This window comes from Anaerolineales bacterium (genome assembly GCA_037382465.1).
Lineage (GTDB): Bacteria > Chloroflexota > Anaerolineae > Anaerolineales > E44-bin32 > WVZH01.
In genome coordinates this window covers 1-20,362 of sequence record JARRPX010000050.1, presented here as the reverse complement: position 1 = coordinate 20,362, position 20,362 = coordinate 1, and the positions used below count along the sequence as shown (strand labels likewise).

General features: G+C 56.4%; 37 protein-coding genes. 1 reads left to right on the top strand and 36 read right to left on the bottom strand.

Features of this window, described 5'->3' with window-relative positions; all coding sequences use genetic code 11:
• The first annotated feature begins 147 nt into the window (after positions 1–147).
• Complete coding sequence (locus P8Z34_12545; GenBank protein ID MEJ2551503.1) at positions 148–579, top strand: GNAT family N-acetyltransferase; 432 nt, start codon at positions 148–150, stop codon at positions 577–579.
• Between the two features lie 29 nt (positions 580–608).
• Here the strand turns inward: P8Z34_12545 and P8Z34_12540 are convergent, their stop codons facing one another.
• The 36 genes from P8Z34_12540 to P8Z34_12365 form a co-directional block, all read right to left on the bottom strand.
• Entirely contained in the window at positions 609–1,982 is a 1,374-nt protein-coding gene (locus P8Z34_12540; GenBank protein ID MEJ2551502.1) for a metallophosphoesterase, read from the bottom strand.
• Positions 1,982–2,626, bottom strand: coding sequence for a nucleoside triphosphate pyrophosphohydrolase (gene mazG / locus P8Z34_12535; GenBank protein MEJ2551501.1), 645 nt, complete (start codon positions 2,624–2,626; stop codon positions 1,982–1,984). The genes P8Z34_12540 and mazG overlap by 1 nt, the downstream gene beginning before the upstream one ends.
• Positions 2,610–3,374, bottom strand: a complete 765-nt coding sequence (locus tag P8Z34_12530) for an SAM-dependent methyltransferase (protein ID MEJ2551500.1) — start codon at positions 3,372–3,374, stop codon at positions 2,610–2,612. The genes mazG and P8Z34_12530 overlap by 17 nt, the downstream gene beginning before the upstream one ends.
• 96 nt (positions 3,375–3,470) lie before the next feature.
• Positions 3,471–3,860 (bottom strand): 30S ribosomal protein S9, encoded by a 390-nt coding sequence (rpsI, locus tag P8Z34_12525; GenBank protein ID MEJ2551499.1) that lies wholly within the window; start codon positions 3,858–3,860, stop codon positions 3,471–3,473.
• Positions 3,861–3,934: 74 nt separating this feature from the next.
• Entirely contained in the window at positions 3,935–4,369 is a 435-nt protein-coding gene (gene rplM, locus P8Z34_12520) for a 50S ribosomal protein L13 (protein MEJ2551498.1), read from the bottom strand.
• 15 nt (positions 4,370–4,384) lie between these two features.
• Positions 4,385–5,164, bottom strand: a complete 780-nt coding sequence (truA, locus tag P8Z34_12515) for a tRNA pseudouridine(38-40) synthase TruA (protein ID MEJ2551497.1) — start codon at positions 5,162–5,164, stop codon at positions 4,385–4,387.
• Between the two features lie 45 nt (positions 5,165–5,209).
• A complete protein-coding gene (gene rplQ / locus P8Z34_12510) occupies positions 5,210–5,587 on the bottom strand; it encodes a 50S ribosomal protein L17 (GenBank protein MEJ2551496.1) in 378 nt (125 codons plus the stop codon).
• 8 nt (positions 5,588–5,595) lie between these two features.
• Positions 5,596–6,576, bottom strand: a complete 981-nt coding sequence (locus tag P8Z34_12505; GenBank protein ID MEJ2551495.1) for a DNA-directed RNA polymerase subunit alpha — start codon at positions 6,574–6,576, stop codon at positions 5,596–5,598.
• A gap of 131 nt (positions 6,577–6,707) precedes the next feature.
• Entirely contained in the window at positions 6,708–7,346 is a 639-nt protein-coding gene (gene rpsD / locus P8Z34_12500) for a 30S ribosomal protein S4 (GenBank protein ID MEJ2551494.1), read from the bottom strand.
• Between the two features lie 85 nt (positions 7,347–7,431).
• Entirely contained in the window at positions 7,432–7,833 is a 402-nt protein-coding gene (rpsK, locus tag P8Z34_12495) for a 30S ribosomal protein S11 (protein ID MEJ2551493.1), read from the bottom strand.
• Positions 7,834–7,956: 123 nt separating this feature from the next.
• Positions 7,957–8,346: a 30S ribosomal protein S13 gene (gene rpsM, locus P8Z34_12490; protein ID MEJ2551492.1), complete on the bottom strand. Its 390-nt coding sequence runs from the start codon at positions 8,344–8,346 to the stop codon at positions 7,957–7,959.
• A 4-nt stretch (positions 8,347–8,350) separates the two neighbouring features.
• A complete protein-coding gene (gene rpmJ, locus P8Z34_12485; protein ID MEJ2551491.1) occupies positions 8,351–8,464 on the bottom strand; it encodes a 50S ribosomal protein L36 in 114 nt (37 codons plus the stop codon).
• A complete protein-coding gene (gene map, locus P8Z34_12480) occupies positions 8,461–9,330 on the bottom strand; it encodes a type I methionyl aminopeptidase (protein MEJ2551490.1) in 870 nt (289 codons plus the stop codon). The genes rpmJ and map overlap by 4 nt, the downstream gene beginning before the upstream one ends.
• A gap of 27 nt (positions 9,331–9,357) precedes the next feature.
• Entirely contained in the window at positions 9,358–10,692 is a 1,335-nt protein-coding gene (gene secY / locus P8Z34_12475; GenBank protein ID MEJ2551489.1) for a preprotein translocase subunit SecY, read from the bottom strand.
• A 31-nt stretch (positions 10,693–10,723) separates the two neighbouring features.
• Positions 10,724–11,173 carry a 50S ribosomal protein L15 gene (gene rplO / locus P8Z34_12470; GenBank protein MEJ2551488.1) on the bottom strand — a complete coding sequence of 150 codons (450 nt, stop codon included), beginning with the start codon at positions 11,171–11,173 and terminating at the stop codon, positions 10,724–10,726.
• A 7-nt stretch (positions 11,174–11,180) separates the two neighbouring features.
• Positions 11,181–11,381 carry a 50S ribosomal protein L30 gene (gene rpmD, locus P8Z34_12465; protein MEJ2551487.1) on the bottom strand — a complete coding sequence of 67 codons (201 nt, stop codon included), beginning with the start codon at positions 11,379–11,381 and terminating at the stop codon, positions 11,181–11,183.
• A 1-nt stretch (position 11,382) separates the two neighbouring features.
• Positions 11,383–11,910 carry a 30S ribosomal protein S5 gene (rpsE, locus tag P8Z34_12460; protein MEJ2551486.1) on the bottom strand — a complete coding sequence of 176 codons (528 nt, stop codon included), beginning with the start codon at positions 11,908–11,910 and terminating at the stop codon, positions 11,383–11,385.
• Between the two features lie 60 nt (positions 11,911–11,970).
• Positions 11,971–12,336: a 50S ribosomal protein L18 gene (gene rplR, locus P8Z34_12455; protein ID MEJ2551485.1), complete on the bottom strand. Its 366-nt coding sequence runs from the start codon at positions 12,334–12,336 to the stop codon at positions 11,971–11,973.
• Positions 12,337–12,338: 2 nt separating this feature from the next.
• Positions 12,339–12,884 (bottom strand): 50S ribosomal protein L6, encoded by a 546-nt coding sequence (gene rplF, locus P8Z34_12450; protein MEJ2551484.1) that lies wholly within the window; start codon positions 12,882–12,884, stop codon positions 12,339–12,341.
• Positions 12,885–12,983: 99 nt separating this feature from the next.
• Positions 12,984–13,397 (bottom strand): 30S ribosomal protein S8, encoded by a 414-nt coding sequence (rpsH, locus tag P8Z34_12445; GenBank protein MEJ2551483.1) that lies wholly within the window; start codon positions 13,395–13,397, stop codon positions 12,984–12,986.
• 22 nt (positions 13,398–13,419) lie between these two features.
• On the bottom strand, positions 13,420–13,602 hold the full coding sequence (locus P8Z34_12440; protein MEJ2551482.1) for a type Z 30S ribosomal protein S14: 183 nt from the start codon (positions 13,600–13,602) through the stop codon (positions 13,420–13,422).
• Entirely contained in the window at positions 13,595–14,152 is a 558-nt protein-coding gene (rplE, locus tag P8Z34_12435) for a 50S ribosomal protein L5 (protein MEJ2551481.1), read from the bottom strand. The genes P8Z34_12440 and rplE overlap by 8 nt, the downstream gene beginning before the upstream one ends.
• 29 nt (positions 14,153–14,181) lie before the next feature.
• Positions 14,182–14,499, bottom strand: a complete 318-nt coding sequence (gene rplX / locus P8Z34_12430; GenBank protein ID MEJ2551480.1) for a 50S ribosomal protein L24 — start codon at positions 14,497–14,499, stop codon at positions 14,182–14,184.
• A 13-nt stretch (positions 14,500–14,512) separates the two neighbouring features.
• Positions 14,513–14,884, bottom strand: a complete 372-nt coding sequence (rplN, locus tag P8Z34_12425; GenBank protein MEJ2551479.1) for a 50S ribosomal protein L14 — start codon at positions 14,882–14,884, stop codon at positions 14,513–14,515.
• Complete coding sequence (gene rpsQ, locus P8Z34_12420) at positions 14,881–15,234, bottom strand: 30S ribosomal protein S17 (protein ID MEJ2551478.1); 354 nt, start codon at positions 15,232–15,234, stop codon at positions 14,881–14,883. The genes rplN and rpsQ overlap by 4 nt, the downstream gene beginning before the upstream one ends.
• On the bottom strand, positions 15,231–15,446 hold the full coding sequence (gene rpmC / locus P8Z34_12415; protein ID MEJ2551477.1) for a 50S ribosomal protein L29: 216 nt from the start codon (positions 15,444–15,446) through the stop codon (positions 15,231–15,233). Before rpmC ends, rpsQ begins: the two co-directional genes overlap by 4 nt.
• 3 nt (positions 15,447–15,449) lie before the next feature.
• Positions 15,450–15,875, bottom strand: a complete 426-nt coding sequence (rplP, locus tag P8Z34_12410; protein MEJ2551476.1) for a 50S ribosomal protein L16 — start codon at positions 15,873–15,875, stop codon at positions 15,450–15,452.
• A gap of 28 nt (positions 15,876–15,903) precedes the next feature.
• Positions 15,904–16,578, bottom strand: coding sequence for a 30S ribosomal protein S3 (gene rpsC, locus P8Z34_12405; GenBank protein ID MEJ2551475.1), 675 nt, complete (start codon positions 16,576–16,578; stop codon positions 15,904–15,906).
• 70 nt (positions 16,579–16,648) lie between these two features.
• Positions 16,649–17,008, bottom strand: coding sequence for a 50S ribosomal protein L22 (gene rplV / locus P8Z34_12400; GenBank protein MEJ2551474.1), 360 nt, complete (start codon positions 17,006–17,008; stop codon positions 16,649–16,651).
• Positions 17,005–17,295, bottom strand: a complete 291-nt coding sequence (rpsS, locus tag P8Z34_12395) for a 30S ribosomal protein S19 (protein MEJ2551473.1) — start codon at positions 17,293–17,295, stop codon at positions 17,005–17,007. The genes rplV and rpsS overlap by 4 nt, the downstream gene beginning before the upstream one ends.
• Positions 17,296–17,328: 33 nt before the next feature.
• Complete coding sequence (gene rplB / locus P8Z34_12390; GenBank protein MEJ2551472.1) at positions 17,329–18,165, bottom strand: 50S ribosomal protein L2; 837 nt, start codon at positions 18,163–18,165, stop codon at positions 17,329–17,331.
• Positions 18,165–18,464: a 50S ribosomal protein L23 gene (gene rplW / locus P8Z34_12385; protein ID MEJ2551471.1), complete on the bottom strand. Its 300-nt coding sequence runs from the start codon at positions 18,462–18,464 to the stop codon at positions 18,165–18,167. Before rplW ends, rplB begins: the two co-directional genes overlap by 1 nt.
• Positions 18,465–18,475: 11 nt before the next feature.
• On the bottom strand, positions 18,476–19,099 hold the full coding sequence (gene rplD / locus P8Z34_12380) for a 50S ribosomal protein L4 (protein MEJ2551470.1): 624 nt from the start codon (positions 19,097–19,099) through the stop codon (positions 18,476–18,478).
• 21 nt (positions 19,100–19,120) lie between these two features.
• Positions 19,121–19,750, bottom strand: a complete 630-nt coding sequence (rplC, locus tag P8Z34_12375; GenBank protein MEJ2551469.1) for a 50S ribosomal protein L3 — start codon at positions 19,748–19,750, stop codon at positions 19,121–19,123.
• Positions 19,751–19,926: 176 nt separating this feature from the next.
• Positions 19,927–20,235, bottom strand: a complete 309-nt coding sequence (rpsJ, locus tag P8Z34_12370; protein MEJ2551468.1) for a 30S ribosomal protein S10 — start codon at positions 20,233–20,235, stop codon at positions 19,927–19,929.
• Positions 20,236–20,242: 7 nt separating this feature from the next.
• A partial coding sequence (locus P8Z34_12365; protein ID MEJ2551467.1) for a hypothetical protein occupies positions 20,243–20,362 on the bottom strand: 120 nt, incomplete at its 5' end.

The following is a 20,362-nucleotide window of genomic DNA, read 5'->3' as shown; positions in this document are numbered from 1 at the left end:
TATCCACCGACCTCAGATAATTTCAAGCCCTGCGATTGTCATCTCCGCTCGGACGACCGCGCTATAATACGGCATTCCCTGCATCCCGCGCTGTCCTGCCGTACCGCAATCGATGAAAAGGAGACTACTTGTGTAAAGGAGAACGTCATGAAACCCATCGACTTTCGCCCGATGGAACACAACGACTATTCAGGCGTGTTCGCGCTCTGGGAATCCTGCCAGGGCATCGGCCTGGGCGACTCGGATACGGAACCCGGAATCCACCAATTCCTGGATCGTAACCCTGGCTTGAGTCACGTTGCCTGCGAAGGCGATCGTATTGTCGGCGCCGTTCTCTGCGGAGATGACGGACGCCGCGGATACATCCATCATCTTTCCGTCCACCCTTCAAACCGCCGGCGAGGCGTCGGACGAATCCTCGTGACCCGTTGTCTTGCGGCGTTGGCCCGCAGGAACATACACAAGTGTCATCTCTTCATCTTTAGGGATAATCAAGAAGGAATGAAGTTCTGGCTAGCCGAAGGCTGGTCGCGGCGAGATGACCTGCACGTCATGTCCAAATCCATCATCGAAGAATGACCGGGGACACGCCTTGCCTGGATCGCAGCCTACTCCGCCGGCAGCGGGATGGTGGCTTGATCCAGGACTTCGCCGCCGCGCGCGATCGAGATGAGCTCGATCCGATCACGATACAATTCCAGCAAGACGAAATGCGAGCGGCGTTCGAAAGCCTTCGCATCCGGATGAGCCAGGCTGAGCGGATATAAACTCGTCGAGCCGCCTCCCGATACGACATACGTAATTCCATTGACTTCCAGGCGCTGGTAGTTGTGATCGTGGCCGGAAAGAACGAGGCGAACGTTGGACGCTTCAAAGAGGGGCACCCACCTGGAACGCAGCGGACCACCATCTTTTTCATATTTTCCGCTGGTAAACGGGGGAATGTGCGAGACGATTATCGAATGCTTCACACTCTGATCCTGGAGCTGTTCCTCTAGCCAGGCAGTCTGCGCGTCCCGTTCGCCCGAACCGTAAAAAGCCTGGGAGTTGAGCAGTATAAATTGATAGTCGCCAATTGAAAAGCGGAAATACTCGCGCAAACCATCGGAACCCCGCAAACCCCGCGCCTCATCCAGAATCGGGGGAAATACGTGAAAGTAAAAAGGCAGATCATCTAGGAGCGTGGCAATTTCGAACTCGTGATTTCCGGGTACGGCATATACGGGCATCTGATGCAAGATGGGCGCGAACGGAAGGAAATATTTCCGGCCGAAGGCTGTCGCGGGATCTGGATCCTCATACACCCTGTAAACGACGTCCCCCGTATGCACGACGAAATCCAAATCGAACGCTGCCATCTCGGTGAGCAGGTCGTACGTCAGTTGCTCTCCGAATCCCGAATCGCCGATCACGCCCATGCGGATTGGCTCCCACGCAGACTCGAGCGTCTCGAAGTCGATTGCTGCCCATCCTCCATCCGCAAAAGCAGGTGGGAAATACAAACCAGATTCGTCGCGCAAACCAACGATGGCGGAATATCCGACTCCCGGTTCTAATCCGAATAGATCGAATTGGTGGCGGGTAACTTGAGCGTCAAACTCCATCTGTCCCACGAGCCCTCGTCCGTCCCAAACGAATAGCGCCCCTTCCTGGGGTTGATCGAGTTTGAAAAAGAACGAGGCACTGCTTTCATCGACGAACTGCAAGGTCAGCGGAATTTCGTAGGCGATATCGCGCGCGGGTCCATCCAACGAAAACGTGAACGGTTCGAGCTGAACGGTAACCGTCGGAGTCATCGTCTGGAGAGGCGCTTCTTCCGGCGTTTCCGATTCGACGGCTTCGGTGTGCGTTGCGATGGGCAAGGTTTCCGCCGGATCCAGGTCTGTGCTTTGTAGATCGCGAACGAGCGCGCAAGAAGCGAGCAGGACGGACACGAGGGCAGTAAATGCAAACCCATTCTTCCGTATTAAGATAGCGCCCATCATCCCTCTTTCGACTTGACCGCTTCCCAAAGCGAGTCCATCTCCTCTAGCGTCATCCCGCTGAGCTCGCGTCCCTGGCGGGAGGCCTCCCGTTCCAACTCCCGGAAACGCCGCCGAAAGCGCAGATTCGCTTCGCGCAATGCGGCTTCCGCATCCACATCAATCCAGCGGGCATAGTTTACTACAGCGAACAATAAATCGCCGATCTCTCCAACCCGTTCCGCCGGTGTTGCGGCTTGGGCGACTTCCTGCATTTCCTCCTGCACCTTCCCCTCCACCCCGGTAAGGTCGGGCCAGTCGAAACCGACGCGCACCACACGCGATTGAATTTCCGCAGCCTGAGAGAGCGCCGGAAAGTTCTGTGGAATGCCGTCAAGCAAGCCCCTGTCCTCCTGGTGTTCCTTTCGTTCTGCGGCCTTCAAACTCTCCCAATTTTGAAGCACCTGATCCACGCCTTCCACATCCAGGCCGGCGAAAACATGCGGATGGCGGCGGATGATCTTTTCCTGGACGTATGCCACGACATCGGCCATCGTGAAAGTTCCTGCTTCTGTGGCGATCTGGGCGTGCAGGATAATCTGCAGCAGCAGATCCCCCAATTCCTCGCGCAAGGCGCTTTCGTCCTCATTATCCAGTGCGCTCAAAGTTTCGTAGGCCTCTTCCATCAAATGGGGCCGCAGCGAACGATGCGTTTTCAAAAGCCGATGATTTCTCGAGGGCCGGCACGAACAATGCCGTGAGACTGCCGATCTGTTCGCTCTGATCGATCCGATGCAGAGGCAGCTCTTCTACTTTCGCCTGTGACGTGCCGCTCTCGTGCAGCAGTATCACGTCGTGCTCGTCGGGGTATTGATTCATCAGAGTCAGTTTGACATCGGCCGCCACCATGCGGTCGTACAACTGACCGATCAGGGCAGGTGAATCCGGAGGAAACATAGGATGATGCCGGGCGGCCAGTTCCAGGGCATCGGCGATGAACAAGCCATCTAATGCATCCACGCCCAGCAGATTCAAACAGGGCTCGCAGAAACTCACGCCGTGGATGATGCGCAGCGGTATCCCCAATTCCTTCGTACGATGCCGCAACTCGACCACCGTCGCTTCGCCGACCGTCGGATCTCCGGGTACGCCGTATACGACCGGGTTTGAATTGGCTGCCAGGTCGATCAGCCGATCCACGATGGCCGCATAAACCGCCTCGAAACTGTCGAGCTCGTCGTACAAGGAATCGAACGTATTCACCTCGAGGTGCACCGGCAGCGCCGGCACGATCGGGTGAAATCCGGTCCGTAGATGCAGCTCGACGGCATCCGAGAGCACATCCCACGCCTCCCGGGTCAACAAATGGGGATCTCCGGGGCCCAATCCGATGACGATGATACCTTTTTCCACGCGACACTCCCCTTCAATGCGGAAAGCCGGGGAATCGGATTTCCCCGGCCTCAATCGTGCATTTATCCACGCCATTTCTCCTGATACAGAAGAAGATCAGCGTTTGGTATACGTCGGCGCCTTGCGGGCTCGTTTCAAACCTGGCTTTTTGCGCTCTTTCATGCGAGCATCGCGCGTGAGATGACCGCCGCTTCGCATCGCCGGCCGTAGAGATTTATCCATCACCAGCAGCGCACGCGCAATCCCGTGGCGCACCGCACCCGTTTGACCCGTGACGCCGCCACCATTGACGTGAACGGAAATATCCAGTTTCCCTTCCATTTCCGCATCGCGCAGCGGCGCCAAGATCAGATCCATGTCACCTACGCGGGTGAAATACTCCTCCGCAGGCTTGTTGTTTACCAAGAACTGGCCATTGCCTGGCGAGACACGCACGCGGGCAGTGCTGGTTTTCCTGCGGCCAATTCCTTCAAAATATTCGCTCATCAATTACGCCTCTCCATATCGTTCTTCGCCGATGCGAAACGGCTCTGACTTTCTCTCGCGTTTCGGCAGCGAACCTAATCCAAATCCATTTTCTCCGGCTTTTGTGCGGCATGTGGATGCTGCGCGCCGGCATAAATGCGAAGATTCTTCATAATCCTTCGGCCGTGCCGGTTGTGGGGCAGCATTCCCCAGACGGCGGACTTGATGACCCTGTCCGGGAATTTCGCCAGTTGGTTGCGGAGATTGACGCTCTTCATGCCGCCCGGGTATCCGGAATAGCGGTAGTAGAATTTATCGTCGAGCTTATTCCCGGTGACCGTAACTTTCTCCGCGTTGATAACGATCACGAAATCACCCAGGTCCACGCCGGGGGTGAACTGCGGTTTGTTCTTTCCAAGCAAGACCTGCGCGATGCGGGTCGCCATGCGGCCCAAGTTTTGATCCGTGGCATCGACGAGGTACCACGATTTCGTCACATCGCCCGGCTTTGGATAATACGTCTTCTGCACTGTACTGACTCCTCATTACAATCCCGGGGAACGTTCCTCGAGATCCTTGTTTGACCCTGAATAATCAACCGCTTCCAGGCACAACCCTTGGGCCGGCGCTAAAGAGCCTTCCCAGCGGACCGAGGGACGATCGAGAAATACGCTGACTTCTTCGATCGCCTTCCGTCCCGTGCCGACTTCAATCAATGCACCCACAAGCCGGCGAACCATGTGGTAGAGAAAAGCGTTTGCTTCAATCTCGAAGCACAACTCATCTTTGGTGCGCTTCCAATCCGCACGCGTGACGGTCCGCAGCGTCTGCCCTCCTGGGATCGGCGCGGTTCCGAAGGCGGCGAAATCATGCTCCCCGATCAGCAGCCCAGCGGCCGTCTGCATCGCCTCGATATTTGGCCTCGGCCAAATGCGCCAGCTGTATCTTGCCCGCAGCGGGTCGCGAACCGGCGCCACGATCAGCGTGTAGCGGTACCTGCGGCTTTTCGCCGAAAAACGCGGGTGAAAATCCGCTTCGACGGACTCGCTGCTGACCACCGACACGTCCGCAGGCAGGTTTGCGTTCAACGCTTGGGTCAGCTTGACGGCCGAGTGCTTCCAGGGCAATTCGTACGCGATCACTTGTCCCTTGGCGTGCACACCTGCGTCCGTTCGACCAGCTGCCTGGAGAGAACGCTCTTCCCAACCGACAGCCCGTAATCCGTCCTCCAGAACCGATTGCACGGTTCGGACGCCCGCTTTCTGTCGCTGAAAGCCCTGAAAATCTGTGCCGTCGTAGGCGATAATCGATTTGTAATCTGCCATCGGTGCGCCTCGTTGGGCGCCCGGTTTCGCCAGTCTCTGGCTGGCTTATTCTTCAACCAACTCGATGATGGCCATCTCGGCCGAATCACCGAGGCGTGGTCCCAGTTTAAGGATACGCGTATAGCCGCCGGGGCGGTCCGTGTAACGTAAAGCGATATCGTCGAACAATTTCTTGACGATTTCCGGATCGTTGATGCGCGCAGCAGCCAACCGCCGTGCGTGAACCGCTTTTGCCTCACCGGCGGCGATGCCGCGCTTGGCGGTCGTGATCAACTTCTCTGCTTCGCCACGGATGGCCAGCGCTTTCGCCTTCGTGGTTTGCACACGCTCATGACGGTACAATTCGGTTATCAGGTTTCGGCGCAATGCATTACGATGCCCCATCGATCGATTTAATTTGCGCCCTGCTACTCGATGCCTCATTTTCTACCTCACTCAGCCTCCACCGCTTCTTCTTCCTTCTCTTCCTCGTTGTCGAGGTAGCCCTTTTCTCGCAAGCGGTCGGATAATTCCTGCAGGCTTTTCTCACCGAAATTGCGTATCGACAACATGGCGTCCGATCCTCGCTCGAGCATATCGAGGATTTCACCGACGTTTGTAATTCCAGTGCGTTTGAGTGAGTTGAACACCCGCACAGACAAATCCAGGTTCTCGATCGGTGTTTCGTATATTTCGCTCGCCAGCCGCGGTTCTTCTTCCTCGGCCACGGCCATCATCAGGCTTTCTTCCGTCACGCCAGCCAAATCGCGCAGGTGTGCGATCATGATCTGCGCGCTGCGGCTCAACGCCTCTTCCGGTTTGATGGTCCCGTCGGTCCAAATTTCTATGGTGAGTTTGTCGAAACTGGTATCCTGACCGACGCGCGCCCGTCCAACTTCGTGCTTGACTCTGCGAATCGGGCTGAAGATGGCGTCGGTGGGAAGTTCGCCGATGGGCAAACGACCGCGCTCATCCGCCGGAGAGTAGCCGCGTCCATGCTGTACCGTCATCTCGATCTCAAGATGCGCCTTATCATCGTCTACCGTGAAGAGATACAACTCCGGGTTTACGATCTCGACTTCGGCCGGAGCGATGATATCTGCCGCCGTTACCACGCCCTCACCCTTTACTTCCAGGCGAATGCGGGCGGTGTCCGTATCGTGCAGAATAAAGCGCAGTTTTTTCACGTTAAGCATGAATTGCAGCACGTCCTCACGAACGCCGTCGATGTTCGAAAATTCGTGAGGTACATCGGTGATGCGAATCGACGTCACGGCGACTCCATCCAAGGATGAAAGCAGCACTCGACGCAGCGCATTCCCGATCGTAATGCCGTAACCGCTCTCGAGTGGACTGATGACGAATTTGCCATAGTTCCTTGCAACGGCTACGCGTTCGATATTCGGCATGACCATGTTAGTGGATACTGGCACTTCAACCCTCCACAAAACAATACCTTGCGGTTATGTTCGGGAACGAATGTGTCGCTCTAGAGCAACGCCATTCAACGGATAAATTCCACCCCACCAGGAACGACTCACCGTCAATATACCTGACAGCGAACCTAGCGGGAGTAATACTCGACAATCAGAGACTCGTTCAAAGTCAAATCGACGTCGCGCCGCTCGGGCATCTGAGTGATAGTGCCGTTCAATTTCTTCAGATCGCGCTCCAACCAGCGAGGAAGCGTTCGCGCTTCGGCGGTTTCGGCGACATCCTTGAAATATGGCCGCGATTTCGATCCCTCACGAACTTCGATCTCGTCCCCCGGGCGCACCAGCATCGAAGGAACGTCGGTCCGCCGGCCATTTACGTTGAAATGGCCGTGTGTGACCAGCATCCGCGCTTGCGCTCGGCTTTCAGCATATCCGAGACGGTAAACCACATTGTCCAGTCGGCGTTCCAGCGTCTGCAGCAAATTCGATCCGGTCAGGCCGCGCTTCTTCAAAGCGTTGCGGTAATATCGTCGGAATTGACGTTCCGTCACGCCATAAATTCTGCGTGTCTTCTGCTTTTCTCGTAATTGCTTGCTGTAATCCGATACTCGACGCCGTCGAAATTGAGCTTCCCGCCCATGCTCCCCGGGTGGATAGCCCCGACGCTCAAAGGCGCACTTCGGAGTAAAACAACGCTGACCTTTGAGAAAAAGTTTCTCGCCCTCTCGGCGACATAATTTACAAACAGGTCCGGTATGTCTAGCCATTCAATCCTTCCGTTTTCGTTCACCCATTGCGCGGTGCGCAGCAGGCACGTTTTCGATGATTTCGACCAAGCATCGATTCGCGGCGTTATACCCGCCGTTTCTTCGGCGGCCGACAGCCGTTGTGCGGGACCGGTGTGACGTCACTGATCGATCGCACTCTGACTTCGGAACCTTGCACGGCTCGAATCGCAGCTTCGCGCCCGGGTCCGGGTCCTTTGACCATCACGTCGACTTCCTGCAGGCCGATCGCTTTCGCATCTTCGATGGCTTTGTTGGCTGCGAGGCGGGCCGCATATGGCGTGCTCTTCCGCGATCCCTGGAAACCGGATGATCCGGCACTGGACCAAATCACGACGTTTCCTTCTTGATCGGTGATCGTGATGATCGTGTTGTTGAACGTCGCGTGGATGTGTACCTTTCCGTGCGACATCGTCCGTTTGGTTTTTCGCGAGCTTGCCCGCTGCGACTTTTGTCGTTTTCGTCCCATGCGATCCTGTCCAACCTCTCTATTTTTCGTTCGATGAACGTGATGCGCTTCTTGCCACGGAGTTCGCCGCTGGGGGGAAGGACACCCGCTCCGAGGATCGGCGCGCAAAATTCATTTGAGCGATTACTTCTTCTTCGCGCCCCGCCTTCGTCCACGACCCGCAACGGTCTTTTTCGGTCCTTTGCGGGTGCGGGCGTTGGTTCGCGTTCGCTGACCGCGCACCGGCAGAGAACGCCGATGACGCAAGCCTCGATAGCAGCCGATCTCAACCAGGCGTTTGATGTTCATCTGCACTTCACGGCGCAGATCTCCCTCAACGACGAGATTCTGGTTGATGTAATCCCGCAGCGCAGTGACCTCTTCCTCCGTCAGATCGCGGACTTTTGTCCTCGGATCGATTTCGGTGGACACGAGCGCCTTCTGCGCCGTGCTGCGTCCAATACCATGGATGTAGGTCAAACCGATTTCAACCTGCTTATCTCGTGGCAGGTCAACACCTTCTATACGCGCCATACACCTATCCTTGTCGCTGCTTGTGACGCGGGTTTTCGCATATCACGTAAACCTTCCCGCGCCTGCGCACAATCTTGCATTTCGGACAACGCCTTCGCACCGAGGCGGAGACTTTCATGATCGATCACTCCTTTGTTCACCAACCGCATTCAAGCGGCCAGCAAAGTAATGATTATACTGTGACAAACCCAATTCGTCCAGATTCCCGTCGAAAGCGGTGAGAACCCGGGGTCCGCCGGACGTCACGGCCACGCTGTGCTCGAAGTGTGCGGTAAGCTGCCCATCGAACGAGCAAACCGTCCAGCGGTCGTCCAATACGCGTGTCTGTGGTGAACCCGCCAGGACCATGGGCTCCAGGGCGATGGTCATGCCGGGTTTGAGCGCCAATCCGCTCCCCGCACGACCATAGTTGGGCACCTGGGGGTCTTCGTGCATGTTCCTGCCGACGCCGTGGCTCGTGTATTCGCGCACGACGTTGTACCCGTGGCTTTCGACGAATTCTTGAATCGCTGCGGAGATGTCTCCCGTGCGATTTCCTTCCACCATCTGCGCAATCCCGACGTACAATGCATCCAGGGTCGTATCGACCAATGCCTGTGCTTCCTGGGAAATCTCGCCCACGCCCACCGTGAGTGCCGAATCGGCTACGAAACCCTCCAGGATCGTTCCGCAATCGATGCTGACGATATCGCCCTCCACCAGACGGCGCTTTCCCGGAATGCCGTGAACGAGTTCGTCGTTCACGGATACCGTGGTGACGGCGGGATAGGGATCTGCACCCTGCATTTGCACGCCGACGAACGCCGGTTCTGCACCTGCCTGCTGCAGCACTTCGGCGGCAGCAGCGTCGAGATCTTCCGTGCGAACGCCCGGCCCTACGCTCGAGACGGCAGCCGCCAATGCGCGCGCATTGACTTTGCCTGCCTCGCGCATCAAAGCCAGCTCCCGTTCGCTCTTGATAACGACCCCGCGCCGCCAACTCATTCTCGAGACTTCCTCAATCCAATATTCCTAGCGTACGAGCACCGCTGAATCGTAGCCGCGCAGCTTCAGCTCGGCCTCGATGTTGCGGTAGGTATCCCGTACGACTCCAACGACGATCAACAACCCTGATGAACTGACCAGCAGCAGCCCTTGATTGGAGGGGCCGAATTTGTAAAACAGACCAACAATGAAAGGCATGATGGCGACGATGCCCAGGAAGAGCGCGCCGGGCAAGGTGATGCGGCGCAGCACGCGCGTGAGATATCTTTGCGTCGCCGCGCCCTTCGTTACCCCCGGCACCTGCGCCCCCGAGCGTTTCAAATTCTCGCCATAATTCTGCTGCGAGAAGACCACGTCCGAATAGAAGAACGTGAAAGCCACGACCATGATGAAATACAAGATCCAGTAGGTGTCGGTTATTCCACCGAAGGTGCCTTGCAGCCAGAGTCCGATATTACTCACCGTCTGGTTTGCGGATCCGATGATGAACTGTGCCAGCACCGCCGGAAAGGTCAGGAAGGATTGCGCGAAGATGAGCGGTATCATCCCGGCCATGTTCACCATGAGGGGCAGCGTTCCTTTTACCGGCATGGACATGCGGTTGCCCACTCTGCGGCCGGGATACATCACGGGGACGTTCCGACGGCCTTCTTGAACGAAGACGATGGCAAAAATCGTCAGTATCATGATGAAGACCACAAACAGCAGCAGCGGGAGAGCATTTTGCTGGTCGGAAATGATCCGCCCCAGATTGGAGGGGATGCGCGCCACGATGCCGGCGAAAATGATCAAAGACAATCCTTGATTGCGGATGCCGTATTCCGAGATCAATTCTCCGATCCAGATGGCGAACATCGTGCCCGCCGTCATCGTCAGAATGATGGTGATGGTCGGCAGGTTGAAACCCAACGAAAAATCGATCATCTCCTGGCCGCCGGTTCGCGCAAATTGCTGGAAAATGCGGAATTGTCCGATGGCGTTCAACGCCGCCATTGGCACGGCGAGGTAATAGGTCCATTTTTCCTGCCACTTGCGGCCTTCGCGCGGGTCCTCTTCCATACGGCGCTGTAACGACGGCACGATCGGGGTCAGCAGCTGCAAGATGATCTGCGCCGTGATGTAGGGATATACCCCCATCGCCAGTACCGAGAAATTCGACACGGTTCCGCCGGACAATAAGTCAAACAGACTTATCACCGTCCCACTCTGACCGGTTAGCACACTCTGGATCGCCGCCCGGTTGACCCCCGGAACAGGAACGTGCGCAACCAGGCGATAGATCACCAGAAGTGCGAGACTGATGAGCAATCGATTGCGAATGTCTTCCGAAATGAACAAGAAACGCCATGCCGAACGTCTCATCCTACCCTCCAATCAAACGCCAGGAACGAGCCTAGCGTTCGATGATCTCCACGCTGCCTCCGGCCGCTTCGATTTTCTTCCGTGCCCCCTGGCTGACTCTGTGGGCGCGCACCTTGAGCGCGACTTTCACGTCGCCCTGCCCCAAAATCACGACGGGATTGCTGCGATCGTCCAGCAGACCGACATCCGCGAGACTTTCCGGAGTCACTTCGCTGTTTGCTTTAAAGCCTTTCAGGTGCGCCAGATTAACCTCGTTCCACTCGATCTTGTTGATGTTCGTGAAACCGCGCTTGAAGGGCAGTTTGCGAAACAGGGGAAGATTTCCGCCCTGGAAGTAGAGCTTTCCGCCCCAACCAGCGCGAGCTTTCTGGCCTTTCATGCCGCGGCCCGCGGTCTTTCCCTGTCCTGCAGCAATACCCCGTCCCACACGTTTGCGATTCTTCTTCGCGCCGGGGCGCGGCTTGAGATCGTGTAACTTCATCGCAATTTCACTCCTCGATCTTCACCAAATGACCTACTTTTTCAAGCATGCCTCGTATTTCCGGGCCGTCCACCTGCTCCACGGTTTGATTGACACGGCGTAATCCGAGTGCACGGATGGTTCGCTTCTGGCGCTGGGAATAACCAATTGGGCTGCGTACCAGCGTGATGTTGATTTTTTTACCGGACTTATTCGAACGCTTCGCCATGTCACTTCCGCTCCCAGAAGGGCTTCAACTCGTCGGGTTTCTTCCCACGATCGGCCGCCACCTGTTCCAACCACTTGAGGCTTCGCAGTCCCTTCATCGTCGCGTAGGCTACGTTGAGGATATTCGCACTACCCAGGGATTTGGTGAGAATGTCACGTACGCCGGCGGCCTCGATGACTGCTCGTACGGCACCCCCGGCGATGACGCCGGTGCCCAACGAAGCCGGTTTGAGCATGACTTTCGCGCCGCCGTGAGTGGCAATCACCTCGTGCGGTATGGTCGTTCCCACGAGAGGCACCTCATGCATGTTCTTGCGTGCCTTTTCGCTCGCCTTGCGTATGGCGTCCGGCACGCCGCGTGCCTTTCCGATGCCGAGGCCGACCTTGCCGTGGTTATCGCCCACGACGACGATGACGCGAAACGCAAAACGACGGCCGCCCTTGACGACTTTGGCTACACGAGTGATATCGATAACGCGCTCATCAAGCTCGTCACGATCGTCTCTTCTACCTCGATAATTTGATCCCACGTAGTTGCACTCCCTTCAGACTCGACCTTGTATTGGTATCCGACGCGATGCGCCGAGTCCTTAGAACTCCAATCCGGCTTCACGTGCCCCGTCGGCTAATGCACGTACACGGCCGTGATAACGGTATCCGCCGCGATCGAAAACGACTTGTTTGATTCCTTGCTCTTTCGCACGTTCCGCAATGAGAGAACCTACGAGCTTCGCCTGCTCGACACGCTTCAATCCCTTCAACTTCTTCTTGATCTCAGCGTCCAACGTCGAAGCGGAGGTGATCGTATTTCCGGCGATGTCGTCGATCACCTGAACGTAAATCTGATTCAGGCTGCGGTAAACGTTGAGCCGCGGTTTTTTCGCCGTGCCCAGAATTTTCTTGCGTACGCGCGTATGACGGCGTTTTCGCATTTCGTTCCGACTCTTTTTCGCCATGATCAACCTACCTTACCCGCCTTGCCGGCTTTTCGACGTACGTACTCACCAAAATAGCGAATACCTTTCCCCTTGTACGGCTCCGGAGGGCGTATTTTACGGATGTCCGCCGAAATCCGGCCGACGAGTTCCTTGTCGATGCCCTGCACTTTGACCAGCCGGGCCCGCGTATCGACGTCGAAGGAAATTCCCTGCGGTGGTGGGATGTGGACCGGGTGCGAAAAGCCCAAATGCAAAACCAGCGTCTCACCTTCCAATTCGGGCCGATAACCGACCCCCTCGATCTGAAGCGTCTTCTCGAATCCCTCGCTCACACCAAGCACCATGTTGTTCACCAGGGCGCGGGTCAGACCATGGAGCGCACGCATCTGCGGCTCATCCGATGGTCGTACGACCGTAAGCACGCCGTCTTCGAGGTTGAACTTCATCGCAGCGTGAAATTCCCGCTTCAGTTCACCTTTCGGCCCCTTGATTTCAACTCGCGGCCCATCGATCTTGACCGTTACCCCTTCGGGCACCTGGATGGGCATACGACCTATTCTCGACACAACGTCCTCCTGTCGCTTCGGCTGCCGAGTACAAAGCGGCTCGGATCAATCCGAACGATCTTTCGCAGCGTCCTCAGCAGAGTTCCCTGCGCAGAATTCTTACCAGACTTCACAAAGTACTTCCCCACCAATGCCGTTTTTACGTGCGTTGGCGTCCGTCATCACGCCCTTGGGTGTGGACAGGATGGCAACCCCCATTCCTGCTTGAACCCAGGGAATATCAGATTTACCTACGTACACCCTGCGACCAGGGCGGCTCACTCGCCGCATGCCCGAGATCACGGCCCTGCGCTCACGACGTTCGCCGACGTATTTCAGCTGGATACGCAAGGTGCCCTGCACCTTGTCCGGCTGAGCGCTTTCCTCGTAGTTATCGATGAAACCCTCGGTCTTGAGAATGTCGAGGATAGCCACTTTGATCTTGGCTTTCGGGACGGAGACGGTCGAATGCCCGGCCATCACCGCGTTGCGTATACGAGTCAACATATCGGAAATCGGATCAGATATCGTCATCTAGTTCTCTCCGCTTCTCGGACTACCAGGATGATTTCACGAGGCCTGGAATCTTACCTTCGAGAGCCTGCTCCCGGAGGCAGATGCGGCACAAATCGAAGCGCCGATAATATCCGCGCGGTCGGCCGCAGATGCGGCAGCGATTTCGGATCCGGTTCTTATATTTTCTTCGCTTCTCTCGAATCGGCATGCATGTTTTAGCCATCGTACTCTCTTCTCCCAAAGGGCATACCAAGCAGCTGCAGCAAACGACGCCCTTGCTCATCGTCCTCTGCCGAGGTGACGATCGTCACCTCGAAACCGCGAATTTTGTCGATTTTATCGTATTCAACTTCAGGGAAAATCAACTGCTCACGCAAACCGAGCGTGTAGTTTCCCCGTCCGTCGAAGCTGTCCATCGATACACCACGGAAGTCACGCGTCCGCGGTAAAGCCACATTCACCAGGCGATCGAAAAACGACCACATGCGTTCACCGCGTAACGTAACTTTCACGCCGATCGAGCGACCTTCCCGCAGTTTGAAATTCGCAATACTCTTGCGAGATTTGGTGACGATCGGCTTCTGACCCGTGATGGTCGTGATGTCGTCGACTGCCGCATCGAGGGCTTTGGCGTTATCGATCGCCTCACCAACGCCAACGTTCACCACGATCTTCTCCATGCGAGGAACCCGCATACGGTTTCCAAAGTCGAAATCCTTCATCATGGTATCGACGATTTCATTCTGATAACGTTCGTTTAGATAATGTGCCATCCTTCTCGTACTCCATACACTATCAGTGATCAGTCAATGACCGCATCACAATGTTTGCAAACCCGATGTCGTTCATCGCCTTCATACGTATACTTGATCCGCACGGGGCGATCGCATTTTGGGCACACCAGCATGACGTTGGATGCGTGCATCGAGGCTTCGAATTGAATGATACCGGGATTCATCTGCCGGCTGCCCGCCTGAATCTGACGCTGGTGCTTCTTGCGGATATTCGCGCCCTGTACGATCACACGATCCTCTTTGGGCAGAACGCGGATCACCTCACCTCGATGGCCCCGATCGCGTCCGCGGATTACTTCGACGTTGTCTCCTCGTTTGATCTTCATCGTCTCACACCTCCTACAACACTTCCGGAGCAAGCGATACGATTTTCGTGAAACCCTTATCGCGCAATTCCCTGGCCACGGGACCAAAAATCCGGGTTCCCTTTGGATTGATTCCATCCGTATCCAGGATCACGGCGGCGTTATCATCGAAGCGGATGTAGGATCCATCGTCGCGGCGATACTCTTTGGCGGTACGCACGATGACCGCCCGTACGATATCGCTTTTACTGACGGCACCGTGCGGGGAAGCCGACTTGATCGTGCCGATGATGATGTCACCAATTCGGCCGTATCGCTTGCGTGAACCGCCGAGTACGCGGATGACGAGCATTTCACGTCCGCCGGTATTGTCGGCAACCTTCACACGACTCTCTTGTTGAATCATGCTTCCGTCTCCGTCGCTCCGCTCTCTTCCTCGTGCAGCGTTTCCGATTCGAGCAGTGATTCTTCGACCTGTGCTTCGACCTGAATCGCGGTCACGTCCGCTTCACTGGCGCGCCGCACGATTTCCTGTACGACCCAACGCTTTTTCTTGGAAATCGGACGGCTCTCCACGATGCGCACGATATCGCCAGGGTGACAACCGATCTCGTCGTGCACTAGATAATTCTTGTTCGTTCGAATGACTTTGCCATACAACGGATGGCGATAACTTCGATCGATGCGTACGGTCACCGTCTTTTCCAGCTTCGCTTTGGTGACCACACCATCCATTCTTCGTCTCGTGTTGCTCATTCTTCCCTTCCTTCGAACTCAGCCGCCAATTCAAACTCATGCAAAATCGTCGCCAAACGCGCGATCTCACGGCGGGCAATTCGCAGCTGTGAATGATCCGTCAGCTGGCCGGTAGAAACTTGAAATCGCAATCGGAAATAGTTATCCCGCGCTTCGTCCAAGCGATTCTGGATTTCGCCGGCTGAAAGGGCGCGTATCTCTGCTGATTTCATGGCTTACCTGCCTCCACCGATATCGACGCGGCCGGTGAATTTCGTTTTCACGGAAATCTTGTGGGCCGCCAGACGCATCGCCTCACGCGCACCGCTTTCATCCAGACCCGAAATCTCGAACAGGATACGTCCCGGTTTGACTACGGCCACCCAGTGATCCACGGCGCCCTTGCCTTTACCCATGCGCGTCTCAGCCGGTTTTTTGGTCACAGGTTTGTCGGGAAAAATCCGGATCCAGACCTTGCCGCGCCGGCGCATGAATCGCACCAATGCTCGCCGTGCCGCCTCAATCTGACGTGCGGTTACCCAGCCAGGCTCGAGCGCTTGCAGGCCATAATCGCCGAAGCTCACTTCCGCGCCGCGGCTGGCCTTGCCCTTCATCCGGCCCCGCATTTGCTTGCGATATTTAACTCGTTTCGGAAACAACATATTTACACCTCACCACTCACGTGATGCGTTATTCACTGACGTACACATCCATGGCTTCGGCTTCTTCTTCCGCTTCCACAAGAATTTCACCCTTATAAATCCAGACCTTTACGCCGATCTTCCCATACGTGGTCGTCGCCTCCGCGCGGGCGAAATCGATGTCCGCACGAAGAGTCTGCGCCGGTACTCTGCCTTCCCGCATCCACTCATTGCGCGCCATCTCCGTGCCCATCAGACGCCCCGAGCACATCACTTTCACGCCCTCCGCACCTTGCCGCATGGTTTGAGCGACCGCACGCTGCATCGCACGACGATGACTGATGCGTCTCTCGAGTTGATTGGCGATGTTTTCTGCGACCAACTGCGCATCCAAATCCGGATCCTTAATTTCGGCGATGTCCAACTTGACATTCGTGCCGGTAAGTTCCTGGAGTCTGCGGCGCAAATCTTTGACGTTGGCGCCTTTACGCCCGATTACGATTCCCGGCTTGGCGGTGTGGACCGTGATATGCACGCTGTTGGGATAGCGTTCGATCTCGATCCGCGATACGCCTGCTCTCGGTGTCATTTCCGTGATCAGGTTCCGGATCCCAAAATCTTGATGGAGCTGATCGGCATATTTATCCGTATCTGCGTACCAACGAGAATCCCATGTCTTGTTGATCTTGAGCCTGAAACCCTTTGGATGTACTTTACGCCCCATGCTTTCTCCTCTCAGCTTGTCTTTCAAGTCGCCGATTGTACATTTCGCTTATCAAGACCCGCACCAAACCTCACGCGGTCTCGAGTTCATGTTCCCGCAAGACGACGGTGATGTGTGAAAAACGCCGATGAATTCGCTTGAAGCGTCCTCGGGCGCCAAAACGGCGCCAAAAACGCACCGGACCCTTGTCCGCATAAATCTGATGAATGTAAAGATCTTCTCGGTTGAGACCGAAATTCTCTTCCGCGTTCGCGACCGCCGATCGCACCAGCTTGAAAACGTCGCGTGCGGCCGCTTTCCGGGAAAACTTCAAAACATCCATCGCTTCGACGACGTCGCTTCCCCGCACCAAATCCAGTACAAGCCGGGCTTTCTGCGGCGATATTGGCACGTAGCGGACGCTGGCGCGCACATCAAATCCTTGAGTCATTGCACTTGCCTCACCCGCGTCGTGCGATCCCGGCCGACATGACCACGGAAGGTTCGCGTCGGCGCGAATTCACCCAGTTTATGACCGACCATGTTTTCCGTGATGTATATCGGCACGTGCCGCCGACCATCGTGGACGGCGATGGTATGGCCGACCATCTGGGGGAAGATCGTGCTCGCCCGGCTCCATGTGCGGATGACCTTCTTGTCCCCGCGCTCGTTCATCACTTCGACTTTTTTCAACAGCTTTGGGTCGATGTACGGCCCTTTTTTCAACGATCGCGACATTCTCTCGTCTCCGTTAGCTCACTCGTTGCTTCGTCATCTGCGCCGCTTGGATCGATGGCGGATGATGTACTTCTCCGTTCGTTTGTTGCGGCGAGTCTTCTTCCCCAAGGTCTTCTTGCCCCAGGGACTCTTCGGGCTGGGCATGCCGACCGGCGCCCGTCCCTCCCCACCACCGTGGGGGTGATCGCGCGGGCTCATCGCCGAGCCGCGCACCACCGGCCGAAATCCCATGTAGCGTTTACGGCCTGCCTTGCCCAACTTGATGTTGCTGTGATCGGGATTTCCGACTTCGCCGATCGTCGCATAGCAGGCCTGTTGCACCCGGCGGACTTCACCCGAAGGCAGGCGAATCGCCGTGTAGCGGCCTTCCTTGCCCAAAACCTGCGCGGAAGTACCGGCCGCACGAACGAGCTGTCCGCCTTTGCCTTCGTGCAATTCGATGTTGTGAATTTGCGTTCCCAGCGGTATGTTTGCCAATGGCAGGCTGTTGCCAGGCCGAATCTCTGCTTCGGGACCTGCAACGACCGTGTCCCCGACGTTGAGATCCAGCGGGGCAACGATGTAACGCTTCTCGCCGTCGGCGTAGTATAACAGCGCAAGTCTCGCCGAGCGGTTGGGGTCGTACTCGATCGTTGCGACTTTCGCCGGAACGCCTCGTTTATCACGCTTGAAATCCACGACCCGGACCTGCCGCCGGTGCCCACCGCCACGATGGCGCACAGTAACGCGCCCCTGGTTGTTGCGCCCGCCACGCTGCCGCTTGGGAACGATCAGCGAGCGTTCCGGCGTACTGCGTGTAATTTCCTCAAACGTATGGCCGCTCATTCCACGGCGACCCGGAGAGGTAGGTTTGTATTTTTTAACTGGCATCATCTTACCCCTTCGAATACGTCAATCGTATCGCCGGGCTTTAAGGCCACGATCGCTTTCTTGTAGCCGGGGCGTCGGACGAGCAAACGCCGATTCCGTCGACGGCTCCTTTTCGCTGGCGCGTTGGTCACATTCACGTGCACGACGTCTACGTCGAACAACGCTTCCACCGCTTCTTTAATCTGCGCCTTCGTGGCCTTGCGGTCTACTTCGAAAACGTATTGATTCAGCTTACCACTCTGGTAATTGGTTTTCTCCGTAATGATCGGGCGACGCAGGATGTCGTATTTCGTCGTCATTGCTTTACTCCTCAAGCACCCAAGTACGATTGAATCACGTCGAGCGCCCCAAGCGGCATGATCACACGATCGTACTGCAATAGATCGCGCACGTTCAAATAGTTGGCTCGCAGCGTCTTCGCTTTCGGCAGGTTCCGAACCGATTTTTCGACCAGTTCATCCCGACCGGGAAGCAGGATCAGAACGCTTTCTTTCCCGATGAGCTTCGCCAACACGGCGGCCATTTCCTTGGTCTTCGGTTGGTCCAGGGAAAACGCCTCCAGTACGATGATCTGCTTGTTCGAGGCTTTCTCCGACAGCGCAGAACGCAGCGCCGCGCGGCGCATCTTTCGCGGCATCTTCTTGGTGTACTTGCGCGGCATCGGTGTGTGGGCCTTTCCGCCTCCGACCCAGATCGGAGATCGACGCGACCCTTGTCTCGCCCGTCCCGTTCCCTTCTGGCGCCAGGGCTTCTGCCCACCGCCAGAGACTTCGCTGCGGGTTTTGGTCTTGTGCGTACCCAGGCGGGCATTCGCCATCTGGCGCACGAAAGCCTGGTGCATCAATTCAGTCTTTATCGGCGCTTCGAAGATCGCCGCAGGCAAATCCGCAGTCTTGACCTTCTCGCCATTCATGTTGATTACATCTACCTTCATCGTTGTTCCACTCCCAAGCGCCTATTGCTTTCTGGCTTCCTTGATCGTGACCACCCCACCTCGCGGACCGGGTACACTGCCGCTCACACCGATCAAATTTCGCTCGGCGTCGATCCACACAACCTTGACGTTTTGCGAGGTGATCCTGGCGTTTCCCATGTGACCTGGTCCACGCGAGCCCTTGAACACACGGCCGGGGGTCGATGTTGATCCATGAGAACCCGGGGCACGCGTACGATCGGATTGGCCGTGCGTTTTCGGCTGTCGCCGAAAACCGTGGCGCTTTATCGCACCCGCAAATCCCTTCCCCTTGCTCAGCCCAACAACGTCCACTCGATCGCCGACGGCAAACACCTCAACCGTCAGCTTGTCCCCTTCTTTGACGTCCTTCAATTCCTTGACGCGAAATTCACGCAAATAACGCAGCGGCGGAAGGCTGTTGCGCTTGAGGTGACCGAGCTGCCCGCCGGAGAGACGCCGCGGCTTAATTTCGCCGAATCCAATTTGAACCGCACGATAACCATCTCGTTTCGATGAGCGCACCTGCGTGACGTAACAAGGCCCAGCTTCGATCAATGTCACCGGGACAGCTATACCCGAATCGTCGAAAATCTGGGACATGCCAACTTTCTTACCAACCAGCCCTTTCATCCGTTTTCTCCTGTTTAGAAATCTTGACGGGACTGTCAGCCAGGGCTTCGGCTGCATCATCCCCGATTGCAGGGCAGTCAACCTTCTGCAAGCGCTTCATGGGCCGCTTCGTCTCGTTCACGCTTACACAAAAGGCTCTTTCCCGGCCACCTGTCGTGCTTTTTCGGTGTCGTTGCCTAAATCTTGATCTCGATATCCACACCTGCCGGCAGATTCAACCGCATTAATGTGTCGATGGTTTTCGTTTCGGGATCGAGAACGTCGATCAACCGCTTGTGAGTTCGGATCTCGAAATGCTCATGCGAATCCTTGTCGATGAAGGTCGACCGACGGACGGTGAAACGCTCGATCCGAGTCGGCAACGGTACGGGGCCGACAACCTTGGCGCCTGTGCGCTCCGCCGTCTCAACGATACGTTGAGCAGATTGATCGAGTACGCGATGATCGTATGCCTTGAGTCGAATGCGGATTTTCTGCTTGGCCATATTACACCTATTCCAATATCTCGGTGATCACACCCGCGCCGACCGTGAGGCCCCCTTCACGGATGGCGAAATTCGAGCCCTTCTCCAACGCCACCGGGGTGATCAACTCCACCTTCAGATTCACGTT

What these genes read in the sequence shown, in the direction of transcription:
- rpsK (MEJ2551493.1), bottom strand. Translation starts at nt 7,833, where the DNA reads ATGGGACGAAAACGACAAAAGTCGCAGCGGGCAAGCTCGCGAAAAACC.
- P8Z34_12540 (MEJ2551502.1), bottom strand. Translation starts at nt 1,982, where the DNA reads ATGGGCGCTATCTTAATACGGAAGAATGGGTTTGCATTTACTGCCCTC.
- rpsD (MEJ2551494.1), bottom strand. Translation starts at nt 7,346, where the DNA reads ATGGCTAGACATACCGGACCTGTTTGTAAATTATGTCGCCGAGAGGGC.
- rplO (MEJ2551488.1), bottom strand. Translation starts at nt 11,173, where the DNA reads ATGAAGTTACACGATCTCAAGCCGCGCCCCGGCGCGAAGAAGAATCGC.
- rplX (MEJ2551480.1), bottom strand. Translation starts at nt 14,499, where the DNA reads ATGAAGATCAAACGAGGAGACAACGTCGAAGTAATCCGCGGACGCGAT.
- rplV (MEJ2551474.1), bottom strand. Translation starts at nt 17,008, where the DNA reads ATGACTCAAGGATTTGATGTGCGCGCCAGCGTCCGCTACGTGCCAATA.
- rpsC (MEJ2551475.1), bottom strand. Translation starts at nt 16,578, where the DNA reads ATGGGGCGTAAAGTACATCCAAAGGGTTTCAGGCTCAAGATCAACAAG.
- rpmC (MEJ2551477.1), bottom strand. Translation starts at nt 15,446, where the DNA reads ATGAAATCAGCAGAGATACGCGCCCTTTCAGCCGGCGAAATCCAGAAT.
- rplB (MEJ2551472.1), bottom strand. Translation starts at nt 18,165, where the DNA reads ATGCCAGTTAAAAAATACAAACCTACCTCTCCGGGTCGCCGTGGAATG.
- rplQ (MEJ2551496.1), bottom strand. Translation starts at nt 5,587, where the DNA reads ATGAGGCATCGAGTAGCAGGGCGCAAATTAAATCGATCGATGGGGCAT.
- rplR (MEJ2551485.1), bottom strand. Translation starts at nt 12,336, where the DNA reads ATGGCGAAAAAGAGTCGGAACGAAATGCGAAAACGCCGTCATACGCGC.
- rplW (MEJ2551471.1), bottom strand. Translation starts at nt 18,464, where the DNA reads ATGACGACGAAATACGACATCCTGCGTCGCCCGATCATTACGGAGAAA.
- map (MEJ2551490.1), bottom strand. Translation starts at nt 9,330, where the DNA reads ATGAGTTGGCGGCGCGGGGTCGTTATCAAGAGCGAACGGGAGCTGGCT.
- P8Z34_12545 (MEJ2551503.1), top strand. Translation starts at nt 148, where the DNA reads ATGAAACCCATCGACTTTCGCCCGATGGAACACAACGACTATTCAGGC.
- rpsS (MEJ2551473.1), bottom strand. Translation starts at nt 17,295, where the DNA reads ATGTCGCGATCGTTGAAAAAAGGGCCGTACATCGACCCAAAGCTGTTG.
- P8Z34_12440 (MEJ2551482.1), bottom strand. Translation starts at nt 13,602, where the DNA reads ATGGCTAAAACATGCATGCCGATTCGAGAGAAGCGAAGAAAATATAAG.
- rpmD (MEJ2551487.1), bottom strand. Translation starts at nt 11,381, where the DNA reads ATGGCGAAGCGTTCGAATAAGTCCGGTAAAAAAATCAACATCACGCTG.
- rpsJ (MEJ2551468.1), bottom strand. Translation starts at nt 20,235, where the DNA reads ATGGCCAAGCAGAAAATCCGCATTCGACTCAAGGCATACGATCATCGC.
- rpsI (MEJ2551499.1), bottom strand. Translation starts at nt 3,860, where the DNA reads ATGAGCGAATATTTTGAAGGAATTGGCCGCAGGAAAACCAGCACTGCC.
- rpsH (MEJ2551483.1), bottom strand. Translation starts at nt 13,397, where the DNA reads ATGACGATATCTGATCCGATTTCCGATATGTTGACTCGTATACGCAAC.
- rplC (MEJ2551469.1), bottom strand. Translation starts at nt 19,750, where the DNA reads ATGAAAGGGCTGGTTGGTAAGAAAGTTGGCATGTCCCAGATTTTCGAC.
- rplP (MEJ2551476.1), bottom strand. Translation starts at nt 15,875, where the DNA reads ATGTTGTTTCCGAAACGAGTTAAATATCGCAAGCAAATGCGGGGCCGG.
- secY (MEJ2551489.1), bottom strand. Translation starts at nt 10,692, where the DNA reads ATGAGACGTTCGGCATGGCGTTTCTTGTTCATTTCGGAAGACATTCGC.
- rplN (MEJ2551479.1), bottom strand. Translation starts at nt 14,884, where the DNA reads ATGATTCAACAAGAGAGTCGTGTGAAGGTTGCCGACAATACCGGCGGA.
- rpsM (MEJ2551492.1), bottom strand. Translation starts at nt 8,346, where the DNA reads ATGGCGCGTATAGAAGGTGTTGACCTGCCACGAGATAAGCAGGTTGAA.
- rpsQ (MEJ2551478.1), bottom strand. Translation starts at nt 15,234, where the DNA reads ATGAGCAACACGAGACGAAGAATGGATGGTGTGGTCACCAAAGCGAAG.
- truA (MEJ2551497.1), bottom strand. Translation starts at nt 5,164, where the DNA reads ATGGCAGATTACAAATCGATTATCGCCTACGACGGCACAGATTTTCAG.
- rplD (MEJ2551470.1), bottom strand. Translation starts at nt 19,099, where the DNA reads ATGAAGGTAGATGTAATCAACATGAATGGCGAGAAGGTCAAGACTGCG.
- rplE (MEJ2551481.1), bottom strand. Translation starts at nt 14,152, where the DNA reads ATGGCACATTATCTAAACGAACGTTATCAGAATGAAATCGTCGATACC.
- rpmJ (MEJ2551491.1), bottom strand. Translation starts at nt 8,464, where the DNA reads ATGAAAGTCTCCGCCTCGGTGCGAAGGCGTTGTCCGAAATGCAAGATT.